At 41.3% G+C, this 19796-nt stretch carries 20 protein-coding genes; all 20 read right to left on the reverse strand.

The features are described 5' to 3' along the window. Position 1: 1 nt before the first annotated feature. Complete coding sequence (xseA, locus tag QZZ36_RS00595) at positions 2–1192, reverse strand: exodeoxyribonuclease VII large subunit (RefSeq protein ID WP_295075116.1); 1191 nt, start codon at positions 1190–1192, stop codon at positions 2–4. After that, positions 1193–2140 (reverse strand): peptidase M22, encoded by a 948-nt coding sequence (locus QZZ36_RS00600; protein ID WP_295075122.1) that lies wholly within the window; start codon positions 2138–2140, stop codon positions 1193–1195. Beyond that, positions 2133–2549 carry a transcription antitermination factor NusB gene (nusB, locus tag QZZ36_RS00605; RefSeq protein ID WP_295075125.1) on the reverse strand — a complete coding sequence of 139 codons (417 nt, stop codon included), beginning with the start codon at positions 2547–2549 and terminating at the stop codon, positions 2133–2135. Before nusB ends, QZZ36_RS00600 begins: the two co-directional genes overlap by 8 nt. Before the next feature lie 57 nt (positions 2550–2606). Continuing rightward, positions 2607–2948: an Asp23/Gls24 family envelope stress response protein gene (locus tag QZZ36_RS00610; protein ID WP_295075128.1), complete on the reverse strand. Its 342-nt coding sequence runs from the start codon at positions 2946–2948 to the stop codon at positions 2607–2609. Between the two features lie 103 nt (positions 2949–3051). After that, positions 3052–3603: a SpoIIIAH-like family protein gene (locus QZZ36_RS00615; protein ID WP_295075131.1), complete on the reverse strand. Its 552-nt coding sequence runs from the start codon at positions 3601–3603 to the stop codon at positions 3052–3054. Positions 3604–3615: 12 nt separating this feature from the next. Further along, positions 3616–4137 (reverse strand): hypothetical protein, encoded by a 522-nt coding sequence (locus QZZ36_RS00620; protein WP_295075134.1) that lies wholly within the window; start codon positions 4135–4137, stop codon positions 3616–3618. Next, the gene (locus QZZ36_RS00625) at positions 4124–4582 is read right to left on the reverse strand and encodes a hypothetical protein (protein WP_295075137.1); all 459 of its coding nucleotides are present in this window, start codon (positions 4580–4582) and stop codon (positions 4124–4126) included. The genes QZZ36_RS00620 and QZZ36_RS00625 overlap by 14 nt, the downstream gene beginning before the upstream one ends. 4 nt (positions 4583–4586) lie before the next feature. Then, positions 4587–5681 (reverse strand): hypothetical protein, encoded by a 1095-nt coding sequence (locus QZZ36_RS00630; protein ID WP_295075140.1) that lies wholly within the window; start codon positions 5679–5681, stop codon positions 4587–4589. Between the two features lie 7 nt (positions 5682–5688). After that, positions 5689–6078 carry a stage III sporulation AC/AD family protein gene (locus QZZ36_RS12910; RefSeq protein WP_365685274.1) on the reverse strand — a complete coding sequence of 130 codons (390 nt, stop codon included), beginning with the start codon at positions 6076–6078 and terminating at the stop codon, positions 5689–5691. Continuing rightward, positions 6072–6269, reverse strand: coding sequence for a stage III sporulation protein AC (gene spoIIIAC, locus QZZ36_RS00635; protein WP_295075143.1), 198 nt, complete (start codon positions 6267–6269; stop codon positions 6072–6074). Before spoIIIAC ends, QZZ36_RS12910 begins: the two co-directional genes overlap by 7 nt. A gap of 9 nt (positions 6270–6278) precedes the next feature. After that, on the reverse strand, positions 6279–6779 hold the full coding sequence (locus tag QZZ36_RS00640) for a stage III sporulation protein AB (RefSeq protein ID WP_295075146.1): 501 nt from the start codon (positions 6777–6779) through the stop codon (positions 6279–6281). Next, positions 6718–7686 (reverse strand): hypothetical protein, encoded by a 969-nt coding sequence (locus QZZ36_RS00645; protein ID WP_295075149.1) that lies wholly within the window; start codon positions 7684–7686, stop codon positions 6718–6720. Before QZZ36_RS00645 ends, QZZ36_RS00640 begins: the two co-directional genes overlap by 62 nt. Positions 7687–7796: 110 nt before the next feature. After that, positions 7797–8696 carry a carbohydrate ABC transporter permease gene (locus QZZ36_RS00650; protein ID WP_295075152.1) on the reverse strand — a complete coding sequence of 300 codons (900 nt, stop codon included), beginning with the start codon at positions 8694–8696 and terminating at the stop codon, positions 7797–7799. Continuing rightward, positions 8693–9751: a sugar ABC transporter permease gene (locus QZZ36_RS00655; RefSeq protein ID WP_295075154.1), complete on the reverse strand. Its 1059-nt coding sequence runs from the start codon at positions 9749–9751 to the stop codon at positions 8693–8695. Before QZZ36_RS00655 ends, QZZ36_RS00650 begins: the two co-directional genes overlap by 4 nt. A gap of 100 nt (positions 9752–9851) precedes the next feature. Next, complete coding sequence (locus QZZ36_RS00660; RefSeq protein ID WP_295075157.1) at positions 9852–11336, reverse strand: ABC transporter substrate-binding protein; 1485 nt, start codon at positions 11334–11336, stop codon at positions 9852–9854. 655 nt (positions 11337–11991) lie between these two features. Further along, positions 11992–15204 (reverse strand): lectin like domain-containing protein, encoded by a 3213-nt coding sequence (locus tag QZZ36_RS00665; protein ID WP_295075161.1) that lies wholly within the window; start codon positions 15202–15204, stop codon positions 11992–11994. A 148-nt stretch (positions 15205–15352) separates the two neighbouring features. Next, positions 15353–17881 (reverse strand): AMP-binding protein, encoded by a 2529-nt coding sequence (locus QZZ36_RS00670; RefSeq protein ID WP_295075164.1) that lies wholly within the window; start codon positions 17879–17881, stop codon positions 15353–15355. 5 nt (positions 17882–17886) lie between these two features. Continuing rightward, positions 17887–18105, reverse strand: coding sequence for a hypothetical protein (locus tag QZZ36_RS00675; RefSeq protein ID WP_295075167.1), 219 nt, complete (start codon positions 18103–18105; stop codon positions 17887–17889). 15 nt (positions 18106–18120) lie between these two features. Next, a complete protein-coding gene (locus QZZ36_RS00680; RefSeq protein ID WP_295075170.1) occupies positions 18121–18879 on the reverse strand; it encodes a YdcF family protein in 759 nt (252 codons plus the stop codon). A gap of 1 nt (position 18880) precedes the next feature. Beyond that, a complete protein-coding gene (locus QZZ36_RS00685) occupies positions 18881–19726 on the reverse strand; it encodes a PHP domain-containing protein (RefSeq protein ID WP_295075173.1) in 846 nt (281 codons plus the stop codon). Positions 19727–19796 lie beyond the last annotated feature (70 nt).

Below are 19796 nucleotides of genomic sequence, written 5' to 3' on the forward strand. Positions count from 1 at the left end.
ATCACCATTTATCAGTTATTTCTGCAGAAGCGCCGCCGCTGCCAAATCTTATACTTACCTTTTCACCTTTTTCAAGGCTCTCTGAACTGCTGAGAAGCTTATCGCCCTTATATACCAATGAATATCCGCGCGAAAGTACTTTCAGCGGACTCAGGCTGTCAAGTTTCGCTGCATTTTCTGCGAGACTTCTCTCAAGCTTGTCCATATATCTTAAATACGCTGTTTCATGCCGCTTATTCAATGATATGATCCGCTCGCCTGCAAGCTGGAGTTTCTTTTCCGGAGATTGAGCCAGAAGTCTTGCGTTCATTGCAACAAAAACGTCTGTTGCCTTGTCCAGCTGAGTTATTGCGGCTTTTTCAATACGTCTTTCGTAAAGAGAAAACTTTTCATATAGTGATTTTATATCAGGAGACGCAAGTTCCGCAGCAGCTGACGGAGTAGGTGCTCTGAGATCAGCTGCGAGATCAGCTATTGTAAAGTCAGTTTCATGACCTACAGCAGAAATTACCGGGACTTTGCAATTATATACAGCATATGCAATTTTTTCAGTATTAAATACACTAAGATCTTCACTTGATCCGCCGCCTCGTCCTACGATAATAACCTCGCAGCCAGCAGCTTCGGCTTTAAGTATTCCTCTGCATACAGAATCTGCGGCTCCTTCGCCCTGAACAAGAGCATTGACAGCATAAACTTCACACAAAGGGTAACGCCGTGAAAGTACATTGATGATATCACGTACAGCGGCTCCATTCAGTGATGTCACAGCCCCTATTTTTTTAGGCATTACCGGTATCGGGCGTTTATGAGCTGTATCAAAAAGTCCTTCCTTCTGAAGCTTCTTTTTCAGCTGTTCGAGAGCAGCTCCAGCTGCTCCGTTTCCCTCTGGAATGATATCATTTACATAAAGCTGATAGGCTCCTTCTCGTTCATAAACCGATATACTTCCTGATACTATTACAGCCATTCCATCCTCCGGTTCAAATTTAAGACGTGATGCAGATGAGGCAAACATAACAGCTTTTACAGAACTTTCCGGATCCTTCAAAGTGAAATAAATATGTCCGCTGCGGAAATGCCGGACATAATCCGATATTTCACCTTTCACCATAACGCCCTGAATATTTCTGTCATTTTTCAGTATTGAAGCTATATACCTGTTTATCTGAGTAACTGTAATTACGGGCATCTATCTTACTCCCATATCTTTTAAATATCCATATATCGCAACACCTGCAGCATTGTCGCATGAAAACTGCGGTTCCGCGAAGCTGGCTGATCTAAAATGCGAAATAATACTGTTTCGGATTATCGCGTCTGACATAACTCCGCCTGCGAAAACAAGCGGCAATTCACCGTACTTTTCTATTGCATAATCAGTCATGGCAATAATTGTTCCGGCAATAAAATCAAGGCAATATCTTGCTATATTCTCAGGCTTTTCACCATTTTTCAGCATATTACAGCATTTGTTCTCAACACCTGAAAGACAGCAGCTTCCATTCTTCAGTACAGGCTTGATATCAAACAATTTATCTGCACCATATGCAAGCTTCTCAAGCTCTGCGCCGCACGGGAAATGAAGTCCAAGCATAAGACCTGTACGGTCCACAGCCTGTCCGGCTTTCAGATCGAGAGATGAACCTATCTCAGTAACTTTTATAATATTTTCCTTGTCAGGCTCACAGAACAGGCAATCTGTCGTTCCGCCGCTGACATGAAAAGCGATAAAATGATCTTTAGCAAGTTCAAGCCTGTCAGCAGAATAAAGAGCAGCAAGAATGTGACCGATCTGATGCGATGTCGTGTACAGCTTAGCACCGGTAACGGCAGAATAAGAACGTGCAAATCCTTCTCCGCAGAGGAAACACGGCATATATGATCCGTATGCGTTGCGAGGTCTGCATGAAGCCGCAACTGCATCAGGCAAGCCTAAACTGTTCTCGCTGAAAAGCTGCTCTATAATATCCGGAAGCTGCTTTGTATGATGAAATACTGCATCACTCTGACGAAGTCCAAGCTCTCCTTCCTTTACAGGCAGGAGTTGTTTACACTGATATATCTTATTTTCTTCACTTATATAAACAGCTGCCGAAGTAGTATAATTGCTTGTGTCAACGCCGAGATATTCAGGCATTTTTATTATCTTCCTTCTGTGAATCTCGTGAGAAAGCTCCGAGAACACCATTTATAAAAGCAGTGTCTTCTTTATAGGTATACGTCATCGAAAGCTTTATAGCTTCGCTGATAGCTGCGTTCATAGGTGTATTGTCATCATAAAGAGACTCATACAATGCAATCCGCAATATTGCAAGATTGAGCTTGGATATTCTTGAAATACTTCTTGATTTGCTGTATTTTGAGATTATTCCGTCAAGCTCCTCAGCGTGGTCGAGAGTTCCCTCAACAATTTTCTTGACCTCATCGTTTACGGTTATCTCATCTATCTCTTCAGCTATCTCATACAGCTCATTTATATCATCATCACGCAGAAGCTGCTCGAAAACCAGCTTAAAAGCGCTGTCTCTTATTTCACGTCTGGTCATTTATACTCTCCTTTTTTCAAAGAAATAATACATGGATACCATGTCTTCTGACACTTATCATTCAAATACTACTCCACTGACTGTAACATTAACTCTCGCAACAGGAACGCCTGTCATATTCTGAACATTTTCCTTAACAACTGTCTGAACATCCTGTGCCACATTGCAGGCCTTTTCACCGCTTTTTATTACAATTCTCATATCTATTGCAGCAACATCGCCCATCATACTGATTTTTATAGGACCATTTTTTCTCAGCTTGCTCATTTTTCCAACTTCGCCGCCCAGTCCTGCAACACCCTTTACATCGAGAGCTGCAAGCCTGGCAATGGCGATAATAACATCATCTGATACTTTGAGTCTGCTTGAAACCTGTGGCTTCATCTCTTCAACTTCCATAGTGAACCTCCATAGGCACTTGTTTTTTTGAGTGTAAATTTTAGCTAATACTGTGCATACACCCTTACTATTATATTATACCAAATAATTTCTCCCAGTTCAACTATTTTACTTCAAAAATTCTGATATTTTCTGCAGGAACTGATGTTTCTCCGATAATAATCTCTTTTATGGCAGCTGCCTGTGCTTTATCAAGCCCTTCAGTCTTTACAACAACTTTGGCGTTTTCACCGTCGAGATAGGCTACGCAGTCTTGAAATCCCTGAGCTTTAACAAGTGATTCGATAGTACCTTCACTTTCGATCAGCTTTGAGACCTGTACAGCATCAAGCGCATTTACCACAGCCTCTTCATCTGTAACATCTCCCCCGCCTATCATAGTCTGAAGAGTCTGGACTGCCTGATCGCGGTCTCTGAGTTTATCAAGCCTTGCCTGTGAAAAATAGTCACCTGACTTCGAAGAAGCATCAGCGCTGACAAATTCTGTTTCACCGTATCTTATACTTTCACTTTTATCATTGACGCTTGATACATCGATATCTGATACCAGCTTGGGCGACGTTGTGTAATTAATGTATACAGCTACTGCAAGCATCAGTGTCAGACAGGTCATGATTATCTGCTTTTTTCCGATAATAATTGATGGTTTTTTCATAATAATTCTCCTTTATCTGAGTTTTGAAACATAAATATTTCCTAACGGAAGACCAAGTGCAGCAGATACAGCATTATAAACCCTTTCGCATACTATAGGGCTGTCTCCTCCACTGCATAAAACAACTGCACCGTTTATTCTTGGATTTTCAACAGTTTCAACAAGTGCGTTCTTCTCACTTCCGCTACCGACAATAACACATTTTTCTTCAACATCTGTTTTGTTTTCAGACCGGCTACTGCGCCCTTCAGTTGCATAGATATATTTTTCACTGCTTACGACTGATATGTATACTCTCACCTCGCCTGCACCGTCAATTCTGCTTAAAAAATCAGAAAGCCTGTTCTCAACAAACACACTGTATTCACCCGCTTTTTTACTGTATTCATCTTTTGTATTTTTTTCCACAGAATCATTTTCAGGCAGCAAAGAAGATATCATTATCAGAAGCAGTCCTGCGATACCGCATATGGTCATAAATACAGCCCATTTCCTGCTTTTTAGAAATTCCCTTGCATTTTCAGCCCATTCCATTTATGACCTCCGTTTCCTGTCCGAGACTTCTGCGTATCAGTTCTGAAGCAGATTCAGGATCTGCTGAACTGATAATGATTCTACTAATACTTATGCTTCCGTCCTCTGAAATATTAACTTCTGCGTCAATTTTTTCTATACTGATACCCGCAGCTTTGAGCTGTGAATACAATATATCAGCAATGTTTTCACCGGCTTTTCTTGAAAGCTCATTTCTGTATATTTCCACTGAATTACTGTAATCCTTAATATCGATTTCATGTATATCAGGAAATTCGGCTTTTCTGAATCCGTTTATTACTAAAGATAAAAACACAACTGAAAATACAAGTCTGAATACAAAGTCTGCCTGTTTTTTCAGCCGTGTACCTTCTGTCAGCATTCCTAACAAGTATATACCGGCTGATACAAAACATATGGCGTGAACAGCATCGACTATGTCCATTGTGTCACCATCCTGTATTTTTCATCAATGCAGCAGTACAGAGTATAAACATCATACCGTAGCATACAAGAACGCTTTGAATAATAGCCAGTGTACTGTCAAAGGAGCGCAGAAGCTTAGTCATCCCTCCTTCATCAAAAATATCTGAAACTGCTGCACCTGCACACATTATTAGTCGGAAGACCACAATTTGCAATAAAACCGGCATTATAATTAGAATTACTGCGATATTTCCAGCGGCTCCGGCTGTTCCCTGTATTACCAGCAAACTGCTTCGGACTGTCGTGTATGCGTCAGAGACTGCGCTGCCAATTACTGGAACAAGTCCTGATATAATAAAACGAGCCGTTTTAGTTGCGGCACCGTCAGCTTTTCCTGCAAGTGTGCATTTTAAATTAGTGTATCCGGTAAACAGAAGCATTGCTGATGTCAGAAGCCATGTAACCGCTTTCTTTATGATATTCACAGTACCACTGAAATTCGCATTTCCGCATACGCTCCCTGTCACTGACAAAAGTGTGGCCGCCGATAGCAATGGCATCAAAAAGCTGCATGACAGATTGACTATAAGTTCAGAGGCTGTCAAAACTGTTATATCGTAAACTCCGGCTGTGACCGCACCGCCCGAAACAGCCGTAATCCCAGCGTAAACAGGAATAAACGCTGATATAAAACCGCCGCTTAGTTTTACAGCATTAACACCGTTGATAAAAATCCTTGATAATTCAGGAGCAATAACGGCAGCTGCTGTAAGCGTACACACCGAGCTGTAAATATCAGATGAATTCTTTATCAGCCCGCTTCCTGCTGTTTTCAGTATAGCTGTAAGTACAGTAACTAAGATAATTGTAACAAGCAGATTTATCGCTTTTCGTTTTGAAAAATCAGTTTTGCTTATGATTTTATCGGTCATTCCGCTTATTGTCACTTCTTTAGCTTCTTCAGCTTTAATGCCTATATCATATTCATCCATTACCACGTCAATTTGATCGTTATATTCACTTTCTATGTCATTAATATCCTCTGCACAGGCTTTTATCGGAACAGATATCATAAACAGAAGCATTATTATCAGAAAAATAAAAGCAGTCTTTTTCATTTCTCACCTACATTATACTTCCAATCAATTCAATAAAACCTCTCATCACAGGAATACTTACAGCTATCAATGCACACCGTCCCCATAATTCAGCAGCTGCTCCCATTGCTGATTCTCCGCTGTCACGGCAGAGTTCTGATGAAATATGTGTTATACAGCATATTCCAAGTGACTTTAACAACACAGAAATATAGCTTTCCGGTATATCCGCAGATAATAGTATATTTCTGATTTCATCCAAAGGAGATTCAAGCAAAAGGATTGACGCAATGAACACTGATGCACACACAGCAGCGGACAATAAAAGAGAGTGCTCAGCGCAGTATTGTCTCAGAAGCAACGAAAAGAGCGACCCGCCTATGCAGAATACGCATACAGTATAACAATTTCCTACCATAGTCCAAAAACGTTTTTCACCCTGTCAAACAGATCACCTATCTCATCAATAATTACGATAAGTACAACGATCAGTCCTGCCAGAGTTGTCATCATAGCCTGTTCTTCACGTTCAGCACGTTTAAGCACAAGGTTCAGAACAGCAACGATTATACCTGTCCCTGCAATTTTAAAAATAAGATCGATCTTCATTTTCTGACCTCATATCACAATAATTCCTGCCATAATTCCTCCGAGTATTCCAAGAGAACGGTAAAGCTTTCCTTTTTTTGTATATTCTGCTTTCCTTTGTTCATACAGGCTGTGTATCTCTTCGATGTACGCAGATATCACTTTTAATTGTCCGTCTGTATCACTTGTACCAAGTGTTCTGCCGAATTCCCTGAGAAGCTGTTTTTCTTCACTTTCAAGCTTGCTTTTTAATATAGCGTTTTCCCAGTCGTTTCTGAAGTTTTTTCCTGCTTCATATCTTTCAGGTAAGTTCCTAAAAAAAGAAAGGCCATTAAAACTGTTGTTTTTTAGCTTTCCTGCAATGCTGTAAACGTCGGAATCACTGCTCTTTAACGTGAATTCACAGATTTGCAGCACTTTTTCAATTTCACGGCATATTTCCGCTCTGTTTTTCAGTTTTTCCGAACGATCAATTCCAAAGAATGCTCCTCCGAGTATTATCAGGAGCATAGCTGATATTTTTATAACCATTGCATACACTCTTTATTTCTTTAACTTTTGATGGCGAAGAGGCTCCGTATAAAAAGACTATGCTGTCTATTGAATTATTCTCAATCAGACTCATTATCTCACGTCTTTTATAAATATCATACATACTGCAGCCATGAGCTGAAACAATAAAATGTACACCACAGCCTATTCCGTTCATTATCGCCTCGGAATCTTTCATGGAAGATATCTCGTCGCATAGTATCACTTCAGGTGAAAGAGTCCTTACTGCTGACATGATCCCGGCTGAACGACTTGTATTTGTAATGATATCTGTCATAGCTCCGACATCATTCTGTGGCGTTCCGTTATAAATATAAGCTATCTCATTTCTCTCGTCTATTAGCGCAGTTTTGCGAATATTACCATTCAATCTGCACAACTCACGCAAAACTGTAGTCTTTCCTGAGTTTACTCCTCCGCATATTATTACATTCTTATCATATGTTTCAGCGAAGATCTTATCAGCACATCCTTCGACGCATCGCGGTATGCGGAAATTCAGAGATGAAAATTCATATAATACCGGATTCTCTCCTGAAGAATATATACCCGATACTCCGACTCTCACGCCATTCTCAATCACAAAGCAGCCCTCTGAAAGCTGCTTTGTGGAACAATGAACAGAAAAATGAGATAGTCTGTCAATTATCTCGCGGATTTCTTCTGCTTCAACCTTACAGGCATTTTCATTATATTTTACAGACAGCTTCCCGTTTTTTAGAATATACTCTGTTCTATCCGGAAAAACGAAATATATAGGACCTCCGGATCTTATCCTCACCTCCATAAGTCCATCTAACAAATCATCCGATAACAATGACATCAGTTTCTGCATTTTTTCCGGAAGATAGCTTAAAACCGTTCTATAGCTTGTACTGTCATTCATTTTTATCATCTCCTTTACTCAATAATATGCTGCAATTAATAAGCATAGAACAAAATAGGCGCCTCAGCGCCAACAAAAAAACAGTACACATAAAGTGTACTGTTTTTTGCTCATTCCTTTACACCGCCAAGTGCAACACCGGCAATGATAAATCTCGAAAGAGCTACATATGCAATTATGATCGGAATAATAGAAAGTGCGATAGCCAGATAAATCGTACCGAAATCATTGAACTTATCCGATGCTGAAAGTGAAGCAACCATCATAGGAAGCGTTTTCTTTTTCAAACCAACATTAATAAGTATCATATTCGGGTTATAGTAATTATTCCAGCTCGCGATGAAGGCGAATATAGCCTGAACTGCTATAGCGGGCTTCATCATAGGGATTGCAATAGATAAGAAAGTCCTGAACTCGCTGCATCCGTCTATACGTGCAGCTTCAACGATATCAAGCGGGAAAGAAGACTTCATGTATGACCTCATGAAGTATACTACCGCAGGAGCTGCAACAGCCGGTATTATAAGTGGCCAGTATGTATTTGTGAGCTTTAGATCTATCATAAAGCTTACAAAACCTGCCGATGTTACCTGCATAGGTACCATCATTACAAGGAGAATGACCGTATATGATATCTCCTTGAGTTTAAAATCATAAACGTGTATTCCGTAAGCAGTAAGCGCTGAGAAGAATACCGTCAGGAATGTAGAACAGCAAGTAATTATCAAACTGTTCTTATATCCATGGAAAATATTGAACGCAAACTTGAAGTTTGGTTCACTCAATACCTTTTTAAAGTTTGACACCAGAAACTTGCCGGGAACAAGACTGAGGCCATTGGAAATATCTGTATGTGAACGTGTTGCATTGATCACCAGTATGTAGATAGGAAGTAAACAGATAATTGTAAGAATAATGAACCACAGTAAAAGGATACCAGACTTTAATTTGATCTTGAATGCATAGCTGTCTTTAGCTCTGCCGTACACAGACTTCATATTATTGCTCATATACTGATACCTCCAAACTGTCGGCTTTCTTTCTTAGCCTGCTGAGCAGCCTTCTTGCGCTGTTTTCTTTTTGCGATCTCATCCTTGTCACGAGTAAGGTAGAACGCAATAAGACCAAGTGCAAGAGTGATAAAGAACAGCAATACCGAAGCAGCACCTGCATAGCCCATCTTATTTTCATTGGCCTGAGCGTGGAAGTACTGGAATATCATTACAGCAACTGTCTTGAGATGATCGCTGACAGTCTGGGTCTTCCTGTAAAGATAAGGAATATCAAACATCTGGAGACCGCCGATCATGGAAGTAATAAGAGTATAAGCCATGATGGGGGTAAGAAGAGGAAGAGTGATCTTCCTGAAAACTTGTCCTGATGTTGCACCGTCGATACTTGCAGCCTCAAACAGTGACGGGTTGATTCCCTGGATACCGGACATAAGCATGATCATAGTATTACCGAACCACATCCATGTCTGAATAAACATTACAACGATACGAGACTGCCATTTTGCACTTACAAACTGAATTGTGGAATAAAGTCCGGCGCCGACAACGTCTTTCTTTACTATACCCAATTTATAAAAGATAAGGTTCAATGCACCCGGATTTGTTTGTGACTCTCCGCAAAGCTGAAGGAAAAGAACAGCTACTGAAGCTGCTGTAATGATATTTGGAAGATACATTACAACTTTGAAGAATCCCTTGCCCGGAATCTTTAACTGTGCTTCGGTAAACCATACAGCCAGTGAAAGTGAAAGTGCAAGCTGGGGAATAAAGTTACCGCACCAAAGGATAATAGTATTACCGAGGCATTGGAAGAAAGACTTATGAATAACACGAACAGTACGTTTTTCACCGCCGAAAAGAATATCCTGATAATTCTGCAAGCCGACCCATTCAGCAACATTTTTACCATTGCCGTGGAAACTTACAATAAAGGTATTTATCAGCGGCCATAACTGGAAAAAGAAATAAACAAGAAAAAACGGTAAAATAAAAAGATAGCCATACTTAGCGTAGCTTACAGACTTAATACGTCTATGCGCATTTGATGACATAAAACACACCCTCTCGAATTAGTATAAACAAATATAGACCTACGGAATACATAAGTATTCCGTAGGCATATTTATTTAGTTGAACTTTAAGACTTTAAAATCAGTCAACTTCGAGATCGGTTGAAGCCTCTGCAGCCTTGTCAAGGAATGCATCTACTGTTTCATCCCATGACTTGCCGCCCTCAACATACTGCTTTCTAACAACGTCAGCGAATGCAGCCTTGAGTGTAGCATCATAAGGAGTGATGAGTCCCTTGAAGTCAATGCTCTTAGCATTTGAAGCGAGCTCTGCAAAGTAGTTCTGATTTTCAGCAAAGTTGCCGGAAATCTTCTCATTGAATACAGTGTTGCTGCTGATGAGATCATCCATAACCTTTGAGTTGTTTACATACTCAGGCTTCTTAACAGCAAATTCCTTCATATTGTCGTAATCAAGTGCAGCGCTCTTGATGAAGTCACGATCCTCTTCACCGTTATCTGTAGCAGGGTTAACAACGATCCATGTACCGCCCCAGTAGAAAGGAGTCGGTCCCTGGCAGAGTGCCCACTTACCATACTGCTCGCCGCCTTCGCCGCCTGCAGCATCGAGGAAGAATCCGCCGAAGCCCCATGTTGATACGAAGTAGCCCATTACATTGCCTGAAACGCCTGCAGCTGTCCACTCAGTTGTCCACTGGTCATTGTGTGCAACACCGTTGCACTCCCAGAGTTCTTTAAGTGTCTTAGCAAACTTCTCACAAGTGTCATCAACTTCAACCTTGTTGTTTACAACCCAAGGAGTGCTGCGCTCGCAAGCAAATGCCTGCCAGAGTCCACCGAGTGAGTCAGCAAGTGAAACGCCCTTGTCCGTCTTTTCAGAGATCTTCTTAGCAGTTTCAACGAACTTATCCCAGTCCTTGATCTGCTCCTGCATCTCAGCAGGTGAATTTACGCCGAGGTATTCCTTAGCAAGATCTGCTCTGTAAGCAAATCCGCCTGCAGCAGCCTGCCATGAAACACCTACACGCTTACCAGCGTTTGCGCCCTCTGTTGCCTGACCGATAGCATCTGTGTATCCATAAATGTCCTTGAAATCATCATCAGTAAAGCCGAGCTTTTCAAGAGCAAGTGTCTTTGTATCATCGTTGATATACTTGAGTGCCCAGTCAGCTTCGCAGAAGTATACATCGATAGGTGTACCATCGTTGAAATACTGGTCAAACTTTTCAGCAGCCTCGCCGCCCTTTACGTTCATGTCGATAAAGTCTACACCAGGAACCTTCTTGTCAGAAAGCTGCTCAACTATTGTATCATAGTCAAGACCCTTCCACTGAGCGATAAGAGCAGGAACGTCATCATGGTTCCATGAAGCCAGTGTGAATGTGTCGCCGCCTGTCTTAACGTCGTCAGCGATCTTACCAGGCTCAACTGTAGAAGCTGTTGTTGTCTCGCCGCCGTCAGCAGCAGTTGTTGTAGCCTCTGTCTTGGGAGCTGTTGTTGTAGAAGTATTATTGCCGCTGTCTGTCTTATCACCGCAGCTTGCGAGTGATGTAGCAGCCATAGCAATTGTAGCCACTAAGGCTAATGTTCTCTTAAGTGTGTTCATTTGATTTTCCTCCTTAAATATATATATTATACATTATTGTATAATATCAGCTGGTTTATAAACTGTTTGCGGTAACATCGCGGTATTTATATGTCCGATGATTGTCCTCACCGCTGACGTTCTGCAACCGTTATGTCTACCCTTGCCTCTGTTCTGTGAAGCTGTCTACGAGACCGCAGTCTCTTTTTCTTTTATTAAAAAGCAATGTTTTATCATTCATGACATACATAAGGAACTCCGGTAAAAACTGATGTCCTCAGCTGACCGGATGTAAAAGCTCCGAGTTCTTTGTCACTCTGATTTTAACAGCCTGCTGCAAATATACTTCTGACTGTGTCATTCCGCATTTTTCAGCTTGACTGTGCAACTATTGCTCTTGCAGATACAAATATACCGTATTTTGCGGTCAAAGTCAATCCTTTGTATCGTTCCTTAATCTTTTTCAAACATATTGTACATTTTCAACATATATTTTTTAGCAATTCTTCCACAAAAACGAGGAGTAAACCTCAAAAGTTACAAATTGGTAAAAGCATTTTTAACACTATTTACACAAAGAACTGCTCATTCTTTTATACCTATTGCCTAACGGATACAAAACAAGCCGCTAATGGAAGCGAGTTTTTGACAATATGGTCAAACATATATTCGTTATTTATCCGCTTACAGAGTTCTGGGAATATATCCTTAGTATGGCAGAAGCATCAACTGCGTCGATAATACCATTGTCATCGAGATCAGCATATATGCGTTTATCCTCAGGTATAACAGGAGCACCTTCTGTGGAAACAGCAGAATAATGACTTAATACGATGGATGCATCTACCGCATCAATAAAACCGTCACCATTCACGTCACCCTTTGTAATCCCATGCAATGGAGGAATATATAACGATCCTGATGCGAAATCAGTATTTGTCGCAGCAAATCGTATATAACATCCTTTGGAATTATCAATTATCTTGCCTGCTTTAAAGTCATTTCCCGCCATTTTCATGACCTGATCTTCGCTGATACCGTGCCTGCCGGTCATGAGCTCCATAAACCTGTCCATGCTGTAGCCATATGTTTCGACAAGAGAATCAAGTATCATCTGAGGAAGATATCCTTCATATGTTACTTCACACACACCATCACCATCGTATATGTATTTCCCGTTTTCGTATGGAAGAATAAATGTCGGATCAGGCTTGTCCGTAGGTGCCTGAGGAATATTGTAATTCACAGCTTCACTCTCGAATTTTCCATCACCGCCGCTTACTCTGAGAGTAAAGCTCTCACCCGGAATAATACTTAGATAATACTTTCCAAGCGAGTCAGGATCTACGTCCTCTCCCTGAATAAGCCTCTTTTCAGCTGAAACATATCCGGATTCATTTTCGCTATCAAAAGCTATTTCAAGTTTTAATGCTGTATCTTTTTCCAACGGACCAAGGGCTTCACTTTTATAATTGATCGTCAGCTCTGATACATCGTAGCGTTCAGGCACCTGAACAGGAACTTCCTTGCCGTCCTTTAACGCAGTCAGTTTCTGACCGGCATAAGGCAGAACACTGTCACCTTCTTTCAGCTTAATACCTTCCGAGGTAAATATTTCATCCGCCCATGAATTGGCAATGACAGCTTTTCTGTCATCGAAGGCTATGAGAGATCTGTTTACATGGAGCGTAACTTCATTATCAAGTACATTTTCGCCTGAAAGCTCCATAACGATATCTGTTGCGCCAAATTCGACAGGGATCTCCTTTATCCATTCTCCGCCCTTATATTCATTGTTTTCTTTTTTTACATTATATATAGTACCAAGGCAAAGGGATATCCCTTCTGCTCCTGACGGTATATCGAGACTGTATTCACTTGCTGAAATCCGTTCGGCATACCGCAGTCCGTCTACAGTCCGATAATTTGCCGGAATATAGCCTATCCAGTTGAATTCCGCCTTTTTGGGATAAAAGCTGCGCCGGGTATCTGTATCTCCGTTCACAGCATGAACTATCACATCGGAAACGATCTTTAAAGGCTCCTTATACTGAGTCAGTTCATCATCGCCAAAACTGTACGAGATACCATCGGATATGCTTCCATATGACAAAGCCACCTTTTCATTTAACGACACAGCTCCGGAATGATGAGAAAAATACACCTTTCCGACAGGATCGGCATATACTTTTAACGTCAGATTGCCAAGATGTATTTTAAGATCGCCTTTGGAGAAAATCTCCTTGTATTTTTTTTCGATGTCTGCCGCTTTTTCAAGCAGTTCTATATCTTCATCTTCAAGTCCGTCATACTGTTGTTCTATGAACGACTCAAGAAGTATCTGCTTTTCTTCATCACTGTAAATTACATTTTCGTCTGTAACGTCTTTCCATTCTTTGCCGTTTGTACTGTAGAAGCTCTGATTTTTGCCTGTGTATTCCTTTATCTTGCTGTCTGTTGCGTACGGACTCAGGTCATAAAGCTTTTCTGCTCCATCAATATACAAACTGCTTTCGATAGGTATAACAAATGGCGAATCTTCACAATAAAGCCTTAAAACAACAGAAAACTTTTCATTTTTATTTATTATTACCGGCTCGGACAAGTCAAGAGTAAAAAAACCAGTAAGTTCACAGCTGCCCTTTGTAACTGCAGAGGGATTTCCCGATACAGGATCGGTTTCATCCTTGAGGTCTGTATATACGGTTATCTCATATTCAGTTCCGGAGTTGTAAATGTACGTTCCGACCGAGCTTATCTGTGCGTTTTCATCTGCGGTGAATATATCTGCCATATACGAAGGACCACTCTCATCAGCGCTGTCATATGCTGAAAGCGTCTGTATTGGAATAAAACTGTCATATTGATATATCTTTTCGTGCTCATCAGCATCTTCGATCTCAAATACTGCGAAATCTTCAAGAGTTCTGTCATAATATGATATCCATATGTATCCATCCAAGCCGTCACGTGTGCTCCAGCTGTTCTTACAAAGCCACGCTCCGTCTCCTTCGGGAGAATTACAGAAATAACGTGCGGAAAAGTTGTCATCCCAGCCAACTATTGTAACAGCATGATTGGCAAAACGCGGTTTCCTTTTGGAATTGGATGTATAATAATCCGGGTTCCAGTTCTTGACTTTATCAGACATATAAGAAACATCTACGGCGTGTCCGCTGTACACAAACTCTTTGACTAATCCGTTTATCGCATCAAAGTTCTCTCTTTCACTGTCAAAATCAAAGGAATATGCATTTTTCAGATGATAATCAGCCTGATGCTGCATACGATCAACATCAGAGGGATTGTCAAAGAACCTGAAATCCGAATATTTAAGTCTGTTTTCATTTACAGGTCCGATCCACTGTGACCAGAGATTTGATATCATCTTCGAGTTTCCGCCTTCTCCAAGCACATCTTCAGGCTTTTTTGAGTCTGTATAGAGCTGGTCGTATCCGTAATATGTATAATAGGCGGAATGAAGTTCGGAGAGGTCGATATACGGCACTTCCGAAAGCAGGCTTGATTCTGCGCTTGCTATAGCGGCATGAGCCCAGCAGCTTCCATAAGACCCCTGGGATTTTACAGAAGTTGAACCATACACTGTTCTCATATCAAAGGTTTCAGGGTAAACATTCAGAGATGATTTATCATCTGCTTTAACATTTCCATAGACCGCTGCTGGTTCAAGATCGGCAGCGTTGCCGCCTACACGCTTTAAAACAGGTGCTGAGACGGAGCATGACTGAGTTAACGCGGAAGCTTGCTTCTTTCCTGAACCTATAATAATATCATTTATTACTTCGGAATATGCACTGAAAGGCAGATTTGAAGCTGATATGAATAAAGCCGCAGTAAAAGCTGCAATTCTTTTATTAACATTTTTCATATATTTATGACTCCTTTCTATGGTGTTTTTCTTCAGGAATATACCAATAATTATAACAGATTTGTTCTCGCTATTACAAAAGTACCTCTGATCTCAGGATCAGAGGTATAACGATAGATTTCAGTTTTAAATGCACTGCATTGATCTTTTATGCTGTAACAATGCTGTCTGCCTTATGGAGCTTCAGCTTTTCAACAGCCTGTTCCCTCATTTTATACTTTAGTATCTTTCCGGCAGCATTCATCGGGAAGCCGTCAACAAAATCAACATATCTCGGACACTTATGCTTTGCCATACGTGCAAGGCAGAAATCCTTTATCTCCTGCTCTGTAGCATTCTCTCCGTCCTGAAGCACAATACACGCCATGATCTCTTCACCGTAGTCTTCATCGGGAACACCTATTACCTGAACATCCTTGACCTTCGGATATGTGTAGAGGAAGTCCTCGATCTCCTTCGGATAGATATTTTCGCCTCCACGAATTATCATGTCCTTGATACGTCCGGTGATCTTGAAATAACCATCTTCCGAACGACGTCTCGCAAGGTCACCTGTGTGGAGCCAGCCTTCAGAATCTATTGCTGCTGCAGTTGCCTCCGGCATTTTATAATAGCCTTTCATTATATTATAGCCTCTTGCAACGAACTCGCCATCCACATCATCAGGAACTTCCTTGTTTGTTTCAGGATCAACGATCTTGCACTCAACTCCGAAAATAGGTCCGCCGACAGTATTAACGCGCTGTTCGATAGAATCAGTAGTCTTGCTCATAGTCGTTGCGGGAGAAGCTTCTGTCTGTCCGTAAGTTATGCATATCTCACTCATATGCATTTTCTCTATAACTTCTTCCATTGTCTTTATTGGACAAGGAGAACCAGCCATGATTCCTGTTCTCATATACGAGAAATCTGTCTTATCGAAATCTTCATGTCCGAGCATGGCGATAAACATTGTAGGTACTCCGTGAAAGCAGGTTATCTTTTCCTTGTTGATACAAGCAAGACCTTTTCTCGGTGAAAAACGTGTTATAGGTGACATCGTTGTACCATGAGTCATAGAAGCAGTCATCGCAAGAACCATGCCGAAGCAATGGAACATCGGCACCTGTATCATCATTCTGTCAGCAGTTGAAAGATCCATACAGTCTCCTATAGCCTTGCCGTTGTTAACTACATTGTAATGTGTGAGCATAACGCCCTTCGGGAAGCCTGTCGTTCCTGAAGTATACTGCATATTTGCAACATCATGGATATCAATCGTCTTTCTTACACGCTCCACTTCGCTGTAAGGAACATTCTTTGCCTGCTCAACTGCTTCTTCCCATGTGTAGCAGCCGTTGTTCTTTGAATCCACAGTGATAACATTTTTAAGATAAGGAAGTTTGGCTGACACCAGCTTACCCGGCTCGCAGGTACCGAGTTCGGGACAAAGCTCCTTTATTATATCAACATAATTGATATTTTTAATACCGTCAATCATTACAAGAGTCATCGTATCAGACTGTCTGAGAAGATACTCTGCTTCGTGGATACGATATTCGGTATTCATTGTTACAAGTACAGCACCTATTTTGGTCGTTGCCCAGAAAGTGATATACCACTGAGGCACATTTGTCGCCCATATTGCAACATGGTCGCCTTTCTTGACGCCCATAGAGAGCAGTGCACGTGCAAATGTATCCACATCGTCACGGAACTCAGGATATGTTCTTGTATAATCAAGCTCAGTGTACCTGAATGCATACTGATTCGGGAACTGTTCACAGATACGGTCAAGTATATCAGGGAAAGTATAATTAAGAATGCGCTCTTTGGGCCAGGGATACTGACCGTCACCTCTCATGTTCGTCTGAAGAGGATGCTTGTGTGACTTTTTGTAAGGTGCCATATATTCAGCAAACTGAGGTATAACAATACCTGCGTCACTTAGATCTCTTGCCCATCGTTTGACCCATTCAAGAGAGATATAACCATTATAATTAATAGTATCAAGAGCTTCTATCATTTCCTTTACAGGAATATCGCCGCTTCCCATGATTCGATACTCAACTGTGCCGTCCTCGTGCATTACACTGTCCTTAACCTGAATGTACTTTATGTACTCTCCCAGATTAGCAACTGTCGTTTCAGGCGATTCGCCGTGATAACGGTATGGATGGTGCATATCCCAAAGTGCGGCTACCTTTCGGCTCTTTACACTGTCAAGTACCTTGGCAAGACGGGCAGTATCGGAATAAACGCCATTTGTCTCAACAAGAAGTGTTACATTGTATTCTTCCGCAACGGGAACAAGCTTTTTTAAGGCTTCAATAATACATTCGTCATCAACTTCGTCAACAGGTTCAGGAGTAAGATCAGCAAGTATTCTTATATATGAAGCGCCAAGCTTGCTTGCAAGCTGAGCATATGCTTTGATCTCGTTTTCTGCTTCCTGATACTTATCTCTGAATCTGAGACAAGCTCCCGATGAAAGGCATGGTATTTCAAGTCCAAGAGACTGTAGCTTAGAAATAGTGGCAGGTAGCTGTGCCTCGGTAAAAGGCTGTGCCTTGACAGAAAAGATCTCGTTACCGAGTCCTCTGATCTCGATTCCGTCAAACTTGAAATCCTTTGCCATTGAATAAATGTCTGTCCACGACCATTCGGGACAAGCAAGGGTTGAAAATCCGATTTTCAAAATAATCATTCCTTTACATTTTTGGTATTTCTTTGCTGTACATTAACAGTCTCAACTTGAAGTTCTTCAGCGATATACGCTGTTCTGTCAAATCCTGAAGATGTCATATATGCATCTGCCTGCTTCTTTGTGCTGAAACGGCATGCAAATTTGCTGTTGTATATTAACAACCGTCCGGAAACCACATACATTCCGTCAGGGATATGCCTTATGATCCATTTCACGGAAATACCTCCAGATCAGAATATTTTGCAATATATGACGCCGAACCATTCTCTTACCCAATATGTGGGCAAAAGATAGAATTTAGTATGAGATGATATATTATATGATTCTATCCCCTGCTTTTCAGCCAAGATATCAGCTCTGAGCTGATGAAAGCCGTCTGTTACGATAGTTATGGCAGATGGAAGATGATTCTTGTCTATTATTTCCTTTGAAAAGAGGAGATTTTCTTCCGTATTAACAGATCTGTCCTCCATATAAATGCGGTCTGGTGATATTCCGCTGCCAACGAGCCATTCCTTCATGCACTGAGCTTCGCTGATAATTTCATCCTCACCTTTACCGCCGGAAACAATAACTTTTACGCCTTCATGTTCCTTTAAATATGCATAAGCAGCTTCAAGTCTGCCATGCAGCATCAGGCTCGGAGCACCGTTTCTGACCTGACAGCCGAGTATGACCAAAGTGGTATCTTCATTTCGAGGTTTGTCATTTGCGGCTTTAATCATGAAAGCGCTTATTACCGCTGCAAGTATAACAGAAGCTGTCATAATAATAACAGAAACTGATATCACCGTTTTTCCGACAGGCTTTTCCCAGCAATGGCCGAGAAACAACCGGAATCTGTGCCAGAAAACAAGAATCAGCATAAGAGATGCAGAAAGGAACATACCTGCACCGTTTCCAACGTTAATTATGCCTCTGGTAAGAGGAACAGCGAAGAGTATAAAGAAAAACAGGCAGACAGAAATCGGGATAATTCTTGCTGACATTTTAAGCTTCTTTGCTCCTTGCGGCAGAAAGCTTTAATATCCTGTCAAGATTTTCCTTTGTCGTTGTCTCGCTTCCGAGATGTGTAGGAACTTTATTATACAGTCCGTGAAAATCAGAACCGCCTGTTTCGATCAGATCATATTTTGCAGCGATTGCCGAAAGTTCCTTGCGGCATTTTTTATCAGCAGAAAAATGACCTACCTCTACTCCGTCGATCTTGCCTTTCTTTGCAAGCTCCTCAAGCAGCTCGATATTGTCATACTGTGCAGGATGAGCCATAACAGCGACACCTCTTGCTGTATGTATCAAATCGACAACAAAGTTTACATCCGGATATTCTCTTTCCACATAACACGAACCGTTCTGCGGATTGAAAAGCTCACGGTCAAGATCACCGTAAAATTCAAGCGCATAGCCGTAATCAATAAGAGCACGCATAATATGCTGCTTGAAAATGCTTTTTGAAGCAGTGGTCCGCTTCAGTATGCTTTCCTGTGTTATAGGGAATTTAGCCATGACCTTATCGATCATTTCCTTTGAGCATTCCTTTCTTATCTCACAAGATTTCAGGCACAGACCTTCAAGTCTGTTAGGCTTGGACGGCGCATAGCAAAGTATATGCACTTTGCTGTTTCTTTCCTTGTCCCACGCTGAAAGCTCTACGCCATGAAGGATTTTAATCCCTGCGCGCTCGCCAAGAACATCGGCTCTTGAAAAAGAAGCCATTGTATCATGATCGGTTATAGAGAGCCAATCGATATTCATTCGCTTTGCCTGAGCAATAACATCCTCAATGCCAAGCGAGCCGTCGGAAAGCGTGGTGTGACAGTGCAGATCGCAAATCATACAGTACCTTCTTTCACCGCAATATACGCGGCATGATATTAATATAATAATATTTTTCAGTCGCTTTTTT

The sequence above is a fragment of the Ruminococcus sp. genome (assembly GCF_016287535.1).
Taxonomy (GTDB): domain Bacteria; phylum Bacillota; class Clostridia; order Oscillospirales; family Ruminococcaceae; genus Ruminococcus.